Source organism: Thermogemmatispora sp., from assembly GCF_019683635.1.
Taxonomy (GTDB): domain Bacteria; phylum Chloroflexota; class Ktedonobacteria; order Ktedonobacterales; family Ktedonobacteraceae; genus Thermogemmatispora.
The window spans coordinates 1-8067 of the sequence record NZ_JADGIA010000223.1 but is presented as its reverse complement, the minus strand read 5'-3'; the positions used below and the strand labels follow the sequence as shown (position 1 = coordinate 8067).

Genomic DNA, 8067 nt, shown 5'->3' with positions numbered 1-8067 from the left:
TACTTCTATATTTAGACAGAATAATGTAAAGTACGAATCGCCAGAGAAATAGAACGATCAACGTACTGACAGAGAGAAGCTCTGGAGAACGTTCTCCATCTGATTGGCGCAGGCTCGCTCAAGGTCAAAGGGTCCCAAACATTCACATTTCGACTAGTACATTTGGATATCCTCTTCAGATTGCTTGACCGACTGAGAAGCATATTTTATACTCCCCTCTAGGGTGATGGCAGAGACAAAGAAAAAGCACGCAGCCAAAACACAGGACGCCATCGCCTGGTGCCTGCCGGTCGCGTTCCATATCGAGCACGCGGCACATCGTGCACACCAACCGCTGACCGGCAATGACCGCCGGTGCAGAGAGGTAGGGATCGATGTTTAGACAAACCGACCCCGACCTGGGGAAATTTTTATTACGAACGCTCACATTCACTATCTGTGCTTGCTTACTAGCGGTTTCCGTGATCGGTGTGCTGGCCAATCTGGTGCCGATGTATGCGGCGTCAGGCCCGCAGATCCCGCTCCTGCAGCCGCTTGACGACTCGCCGACGGTTATTGCTTCGCCCACGGAGGTGCCCACGACACCGCCTACGTCTACGCCCACGGTGCAGCCGACGACTCCGCCTCCTTCTCCCACATCCGCCCCAACGGCTCAACCGACGAAAACCAGCACGCCAGCCCCGGCCCCAACGCGCAGCGCGTCGCCAACCGCTGTGCCCGCTGCCACAGTTACTGCCACAGCTGCAGCTACTGTAACCCCCACGGCGACCGCCAAAGCAACCGCCACAAGCCAGGCGACCATGACCCCCACGGCGGCGCCAGCCATGACGAGCGGCAATGTCAACAATGGTCAACAAAGTAACGACAACACAGCGGCGGCCACGCGCATCGCCCAGCACAATAATCTGGGCTTTCTCCCCGTGGTCACGGGCGTCGTCTTGATGCTCCTGGCTCTGATCCTGGTAGGCGTGCTGCTCCTGCGTCACTACATTGCGCCAGAGCCGTTACCACGCCCGCGCCTGTCCTCTGGAGCGCGCCCCTGGCGCCGCACCCGCAGCCCGGAGAGCCTGGCAGGTGACCGCGATTTGGCCGGTAATCCTCTGCCCCTGCCCCTGGAGGGCAGTCCAACCAGTGTTACCCTTGGCAGCAGCTGGCAGCCTGCCGCCGCTTCCACCCAACAGTCACCGCTTCGCCTGGGCAATGGAACGCCATCCAGCGAGTCCTTTGCTGCCGCTCCAACACAAATGCAGCCAGCTACTCCCATGCCAGCACCGGCATCTTCATCTGCCACGACTCCCCCCCCAGGCTCGACCAGGACGTCGCCTCCGCCGGCGACAATCGCCCATGACCTACCACTTGTGCCAACTGGGCTGACCGTGACCCCAGGCAGCTCCTCCTCGACCCAGCACAAGCAGAGTGTTCTGCCGTCTGGCGCTCTGGAAGATACCGCGCGGCGCCCGGCTACTCCTCGTTCTACACCGGGCGGCCCCTCTTCCAGCCGTCTCAAGCGCAACTTTCTCTTCCCAACCACCAGCCTGATGCCCACAACAGGCGAGTTACCAGTGGCCTCGAACCTCGCCTTTCCGCCTCATGGGACCAGCCCCTTCAATGGGAATTTCCTCTTCCCAACCACCAGTCTGGTTCCCACTGAAGGGATGCCGCTTTCGCCCGCTACCGGCAGCGGCATCCACGATATGCCACCTCAGCTCTCGCCACAGCCCGGGCAACCAGGCCCATACATCCCCGGGTCTGCAACTGGTGAGCGTCAGACAGAGCCAGGGGCTTCAGCCCTTCCGCCGTGGCTGGCCAGCCTGGCTGCTGATGGCCCCATTCCCGACAGTGGGGAACAGGGGCGAGAGCAATAGTAGCAACAGGAGCCAGCTGTAGGAATAGCTCATCTGACTTCAGCAGTGTGCGCCCACTTGAGCGCAGGTGGCATTAGCCAGAAGAAGATACACCACTTGACAAGGGAGAAGGGCAGGAGAGCAGCGGCTAGCTCTCGCGTCGGGATCGAGACTAGCCCTGGTTCTCCTGCCCTTCCTCCATTATCGCCGCTGCTCACTCGGTACGCAGAGCAATAATCGGATCGAGCCGCGCCGCACGCACCGCCGGGTAGAAGCCAAAGGTGACCCCCACAAGGGCCGAAACTCCAAAAGCCAGGAGAATCGACAACGGCTGGGGCACAAAAGGCACTCCGAAGTTGGTAGTCATGAGCCAGCCGACCAGCAAACCGAGGATAATCCCGAGAATACCACCCAGAGAGCTAAGCGTCAGCGCCTCGATGAGGAATTGATTGCGAATATCTCTTCGCCGCGCACCAACCGCCATCCGAATGCCAATCTCACGCGTTCGCTCCGTGACCGAGACCAGCATGATGTTCATGATGCCTATCCCCCCCACCGTCAAGGAGATGCCTGCAATCCCCACCAGAAGCAGGGTTAAGGTCTGGGTTGCCTGCTGCGCCGTCTGCAGTAACTGGTTGGCATTGCGAATTTGAAAGTCAGCGGGACTGCCTGCGTTGATGCGGTGACGCTTCAAGAGGGTGGCATCGACTGCACGCTGTACAGCATCGACATGTTCAGCTCTATCGACCAGGACTTGAATCTGATCGACATAGCCGGTGTTCTTGAGGCGTATTACGGCAGCAGTGAAGGGCACAAACACAACGTCATCCTGAGTGAAGGCACCAAAAGAGCCTTTCGGCTGTAAGACGCCCACGACACGAAACATCTGGGAGCCGATGCGGATTGTCTGGCCAACGGGATTGGTGCCGGACGGGCCAAAGAGACTGTTGGCAACCACCTGGCCAAGCACTGCCACCGGCAAGCCCGCCAGCTCGTCATGAGCGTTCAGCCAGCGCCCACTGGCGATCTCCCAGCCCTGGATCTGCTGATAGCCTGGATAGACCCCCTGGATACGCGTATTCCAGTTCTGGCTGCCATAGATCACCTGGGCACCGAGTGAGAGCACCGGCGAGACCTGGACCACGTGCGGTATGGCAGCTAAAGCGTCGGCATCGCCTTGGGTCAGGCTCTGCTGTGAGCCGAGCGAGCTGAAGGCTCCGCTGCTGGTGGCTGCTCCGGGGACGATCAGCAGGGTATTGGTTCCCAAAACGCTCAAGCGAGCCTGGATCAGAACGCTGGCCCCTTGGGTCAGAGTCACGGCGGCGATGACAGCAGCTACGCCGATGACGACCCCGAGGGTAGTTAGCAGCGACCGCAGACGGTTAGCCCAGAGGGATTCAAAGGCACTGGCGAAGTTGGCCACAAGCAGGCTGCCACGATGCACTTCTCGGCGCCTCTGTAGCTGCTTGCTACGCTCCGCAGGCGGAGTCTGAGATCGAGGCGTCTGGGTACTGCTCTGCCCACGCGCCTGCTGGGCCAGCAACTCCGTGCTCATAGTCGTCTGGCGTTCACGCTCAACTGAACCACTCATGGCTCTTTCTCCGCAGGAAGCGCTCGATAGCCATCGCTGCTGGCCGGACTGGCCTGATAGAACTGGAGCAACTCCTCCTGGGCTGAGCGCGTCGCTGTGACCGGCTCATCGCTGACAATCTGTCCATCCCGGAAGAGAATGCGCCGGCGGGCATAGGCAGCAATGTCGGCCTCATGGGTCACGAGGACGATCGTCAGACCGCGGGCATTTAAGGCTTGCAGAATAGCCATGATCTCAATGCTGGTCCGACTATCAAGATTGCCAGTTGGTTCGTCAGCGAGCAGCAGGGCCGGATTATTGACCAGGGCGCGCGCGATGGCGACGCGCTGCTGCTGACCTCCAGACAGCTGTGAGGGGCGATGGTGAAGACGACTGCCGAGGCCAACCAGTTCCAAGGCACGACGCGCACGTCGCTCTTGCTCAGCGCGCGATAGTCCGGCGTACATCAAAGGAAGAGCGACATTCTGGAGGGCAGTAGAACGGGCCAGCAGATGAAAGCCCTGAAAGACGAAGCCGATGCGCCGATTGCGAACGTCGGCCAGCTCGTCCGGGGTCATCTGGCTGACCTTGCGCCCGACAAGCCAGTAGTCGCCACTCGTGGGCCGATCCAAACAGCCCAGCAGGTTCATAAAGGTCGTCTTTCCTGAGCCGGAGGGCCCCATGATAGCTACAAACTCACCGGCTCTGACCGTCAGCGAGACCCCACGCAGAGCCGGGACGCTGGTTTCCCCCAGATGATAGACCTTGGTCAGGTTGCGCACAAGCACAATCGGCGGGCGGCGCTGGGTTACTGAAACAGATTGTTCGTTGCCCTGTACCAGTTGTACTTCTCGGTCGCTCATATTGCTCTTCTCTCTAGAGTTGGGGACCAGCTCCCTCTCTTCGGCAGATAGAGAGCTGCTTTTTCATATTAACTCTTGATGCAGGTAGTAGTCACAATTAGGAAGAGTATGCTCTCTTTTATGCCCATGCTCCTCCGCTCTGCCCTGATACAGAGCTGGCGGCACAGCGTCCTGAGCGATCCACCTCTAGTGAAAGCTCCCCAGCCTCTATTAGACCACAATTGTCGCCTAGCTGCCCAGCTGGTTGAGGGAGGTAAATGGGCCACCCTGGGCTCCAGTGACGACGCTTTCACCGACTTCCAGGCCAGCCAGCACCTCGTAGGTATTGCCATCGGTCAACCCGAGGACAACCGGTTTGACTACCCAACGCTCTCCAACGCGTTCCAGCACGTAGCCAGGTGTCGGCTGATCGCCCGGGGGGAGATTGTGCAGCTCCTGCAGGAGCTGGCGCGCCTGGGCAGAGGCCGCTTTGATCTGGGCCGGATCAATGACCGGCGTCCCATTCCGCTGGGTTAGGTTGGCGGCGCTGCGCGCGAAATTCACGGCATCCACTGGGATGAGCAAAACATCCTCGTGTTCGAGAGTTGTGATGGTCAGGTTGGCAGTCATCCCTGGAAGTAGATGGGCGTTGCGCGCGCTGCTGAGGTCTACATCGATAGTGACCGGGTAGGTAACGACATTGGAAACACTCTGGCCAAGCGGCGAGATGGCACGAATGGTGCCGCTGAACTGACGATTGCCATAGGCGCTGACCGTAAATTGGACGGGCTGACCTGTGCTCACGGCTCCGATATCGGCCTCATTGACATTGGCCGTAATCTGGAGGCTGGAGAGATCGACAAGCTGAATAAAGGCCGTAGTGGCTGGGCTTGCCGCCGTGCTGCCTGAACCCGTATTTGCTCCACTGCTCTGCCCGCTACCACCGGCGCCGCTGGCGATGCCACTACTGGGGCTACCAGGATAGCCACCAACGCTACCGTTGATGGTGGCGACAACACCAGCGTGCGGAGCTGTAATCGTGGTCAGATCCAGATTGTGTTGAGCCGTCGTGAGCTGAGCCTGGGCGGTCTTCAGCTGGCCTTGGGCGTTGTCAACCTGGGCTTGGGCAGAGGCGATCTGGGCTTCTGCCTGGCTCTGGGCCTGGGCATATTGATCCTCGGCCAGCTGCTTGCAATTGGGAGGCACCGACTGATTCAGCGCTGGATGGTCACAGTTATAAAGGGCATTTTGCTCCTGGTCGTAGGCTGTGGCCAGGCTAGCGTTGGCCTGAGCCTCAACCTTATTGAGGTTGTTCTGGGCATCGGTGAGGGCCGTCTGGGCAGCGTTTACCTGAGCTTGCGCTTGATTGACGGCATCCTGCAGCGAGGTCGAATCAAGCTTTGCAAGCACCTGGCCAGCGCGCACCTGCTGGCCAATGCTGACATAGAGAGCGCTGATCTTGCCATTCGCGGGGGCGGTGACATTATAGACGGTTCCCTGCAAAGTACCAGTAGCGCTGACTACCTGGGTAAAGGTTCCGCGCGTGACACGCTGGTATTGATAGGTCACTCGCCCACGTCTGAGAGCCACTACTGTCAAGATACTCCCTCCAATCAGCACGAGCAGTAAAATAAGACTGATGATCACCTGCCAGCGCCGCTGCCGCCACCAGGGACGCGCCGGCTCAGGAGCGCTCAATTCTTCAAAGATTTGCGTCTCCTGATCATAGAAATCAGGAATGATCTGCTCTCTACTCTCAGTATGTTCTTGATCAGCCATAAGGCTATCAGCTCCTCAACTATAAAACAGAATGCATACTAGGTTGACTCCATCCGTGCACAAAACAATCCTCTTTTCTAAGATACAGGAGCAACTGCATCCCTCGCCCCTGGAAAGAGAGCCGGAGGCGATGACGCCAAGAGTGATAGCCAGCCGTTTCTTCCCAGAGTACCATAGAGCTAACAGTTTGGGGAAATCCCCGTATGCGAGTACGATAAAGGTAGAGTAAGGTTACAGAGCGGATGGTCCGGTACTAGCCCTGCCAGCGTCTGCTCTGCCAGATAGTGTCGATCTGGGTTTCTGGCCACTGCGCCTGGGGATCTACGTTAGTAGCTAGGCCCTGGCGAGAGAGCAGAAGAGGGCAAAAAGAGCAAAAGCGATGTTGACCTATGGCTTTGATTGGAGGAGCTACCGAGAGCTGGTGATGCCGGCCTTTGCACGCTGGCTCACAGCCAACGATGTCGAGGAGGTCGAGGCGCTTTATGCTGCAACGAACCTGGCATACGAGGAGGCTTTTCTACCCGCAGCGATGCAGTCGGCGCGCACCTGGCCTCGGGCAGTGGCCTTTGTCGCAGCCCTGCCTCGCGGCCCCCACAGTCTCTACGAATATCGCCTGCTCTGCTCCGCCGATGAGTTCACGGCGCTCAGCGATCGCTATCTCTACCGCCATGTCCCGCATCTCCACCGCTGCTCAGAGGCGCTGGCAGCAGTCTGGAGTGCCATCGTTGAGCGCTACTGTGCGCGCGGCGAGATCCTGACCAGGGTCACAGTAGAGACCGAGCAGCGGACAACACCCACGCGGGCCGCAGTGGGCCTGATGAACCAGCCAGAGGAGGTCAACGGTAGCCCGCTCCCGCTGAGCGAAGCCTACTTTGAGGTAACCAGCCCTGACCTGGGGGAGGAGGAGCCGTCAGAGGGCCTGTTTCTTGGAGAGCATCCCAACATTCTGCGCCTGCGTGGCTGGTTGGCGGCTATTTCACCTGCAGCACTGGCGCTTTTTGAGTACCTGGCCTGCGGACGGCGCGCTCTGCCCTTCGAAGATGGCTTAACGCCCGGTCTGCTGGGGGCGCTCACTCGTGTCTCACTCGGTCACTACATTGGCTATCTGACCCCCACTGAGGTCAAAAGGCTTGCGCACTGCCTGCATACAGTCACAGCTCCAGAGAGCGAGGTCGCCGCTAAGGACTACGATCGCTTCCGCCAGGAACTGGCTTCAGGCCAGGAAATGCGCCTGATCGATGAAGTGCTCCCAGCCTATGGCACCAATTTGTTGACAGCAGTACGCCTCGCCGCGGAGCAAGACCTCGGCCTGATCTGCCGCCAGAAATAAAGGTACGGTGTTTCCTCTTGCTTGCGGCCCTCGCCCCAGTTCGCTTGTAGCCCCTTTGATCAGCTACTTAACCCTTTCCTCCTTCCCTATTCTCTGGTCAGCAGGTGATACGATAACAAAGGACCACAAGGCAGAGACAAGACAAGGCGAGCTGGGACTGGATAACCTCTGCTCTCCTCTCTCTGCCAGACTCATTCCTGCCGATGGAGGAAATCCGATGAGTGTGAGCGAAGGAGCTTGCTTTGCGCATATCCTGGAGCGCCTCTCGCGCGATGTCCTTTTCCAGCTGGAAGATGTGCCAGAGGCTGACCTGAATCGGCATCTTGAATTGCCCGAGACCAACACTCTCTTTGCGCTGGCAACTCACCTGGTTGGGGCCGCCGAGTACTGGGTGCTCGTTCTCGTTGGGCAGCGCCAGATCGCTCGCGACCGCGCTGCCGAGTTTCAGGCTCGCGGTGACTTCACAGCCTTAAAGGAGCGCTATGAACGCTGGCTGCAGGCGATGCATGAGGTCCTGGATACACTCCCGGATGCTCGCCTTCAGGAGCCTGTGAGTGGGCCAACTACCTATCGCTATGCTCCAGCCGATCGCCCTCTGATTGCGCGCGACGCCCTTCTGCATGCCGTAGAGCATTCAGCCCTGCATTTAGGCCATATCCAGCTTACCCGTCAGCTGCTGGGTTTGCCTCCGCGCGCCTAGCC

At 59.2% G+C, this 8067-nt stretch carries 6 protein-coding genes; 3 read left to right on the top strand and 3 right to left on the bottom strand.

From position 1 onward, the window contains the following. Positions 1-374 precede the first annotated feature (374 nt). Positions 375-1865 carry a hypothetical protein gene (locus IRZ31_RS18440; protein ID WP_297156352.1) on the top strand — a complete coding sequence of 497 codons (1491 nt, stop codon included), beginning with the start codon at positions 375-377 and terminating at the stop codon, positions 1863-1865. Between the two features lie 193 nt (positions 1866-2058). Here IRZ31_RS18440 and IRZ31_RS18435 read toward each other — a convergent pair whose 3' ends face one another. The 3 genes from IRZ31_RS18435 to IRZ31_RS18425 all read right to left on the bottom strand — a co-directional run bounded on the left by IRZ31_RS18435 (position 2059) and on the right by IRZ31_RS18425 (position 6035). Further along, entirely contained in the window at positions 2059-3435 is a 1377-nt protein-coding gene (locus IRZ31_RS18435) for an ABC transporter permease (protein WP_297156351.1), read from the bottom strand. Beyond that, positions 3432-4205, bottom strand: coding sequence for an ABC transporter ATP-binding protein (locus IRZ31_RS18430; protein ID WP_363325698.1), 774 nt, complete (start codon positions 4203-4205; stop codon positions 3432-3434). The genes IRZ31_RS18435 and IRZ31_RS18430 overlap by 4 nt, the downstream gene beginning before the upstream one ends. A gap of 300 nt (positions 4206-4505) precedes the next feature. After that, positions 4506-6035 (bottom strand): efflux RND transporter periplasmic adaptor subunit, encoded by a 1530-nt coding sequence (locus tag IRZ31_RS18425; RefSeq protein ID WP_297156347.1) that lies wholly within the window; start codon positions 6033-6035, stop codon positions 4506-4508. A 379-nt stretch (positions 6036-6414) separates the two neighbouring features. Here IRZ31_RS18425 and IRZ31_RS18420 point away from each other — a divergent pair, with 379 nt between their 5' ends. Both IRZ31_RS18420 and IRZ31_RS18415 read left to right on the top strand, forming a co-directional pair. After that, complete coding sequence (locus tag IRZ31_RS18420) at positions 6415-7365, top strand: hypothetical protein (protein WP_297156345.1); 951 nt, start codon at positions 6415-6417, stop codon at positions 7363-7365. Positions 7366-7582: 217 nt separating this feature from the next. Continuing rightward, positions 7583-8065: a DinB family protein gene (locus tag IRZ31_RS18415; RefSeq protein ID WP_297156343.1), complete on the top strand. Its 483-nt coding sequence runs from the start codon at positions 7583-7585 to the stop codon at positions 8063-8065. Positions 8066-8067: the final 2 nt, after the last annotated feature.

What these genes read in the sequence shown, in the direction of transcription:
- IRZ31_RS18415 (WP_297156343.1), top strand. Translation starts at nt 7,583, where the DNA reads ATGAGTGTGAGCGAAGGAGCTTGCTTTGCGCATATCCTGGAGCGCCTC.
- IRZ31_RS18425 (WP_297156347.1), bottom strand. Translation starts at nt 6,035, where the DNA reads ATGGCTGATCAAGAACATACTGAGAGTAGAGAGCAGATCATTCCTGAT.
- IRZ31_RS18435 (WP_297156351.1), bottom strand. Translation starts at nt 3,435, where the DNA reads ATGAGTGGTTCAGTTGAGCGTGAACGCCAGACGACTATGAGCACGGAG.
- IRZ31_RS18440 (WP_297156352.1), top strand. Translation starts at nt 375, where the DNA reads ATGTTTAGACAAACCGACCCCGACCTGGGGAAATTTTTATTACGAACG.
- IRZ31_RS18420 (WP_297156345.1), top strand. Translation starts at nt 6,415, where the DNA reads ATGTTGACCTATGGCTTTGATTGGAGGAGCTACCGAGAGCTGGTGATG.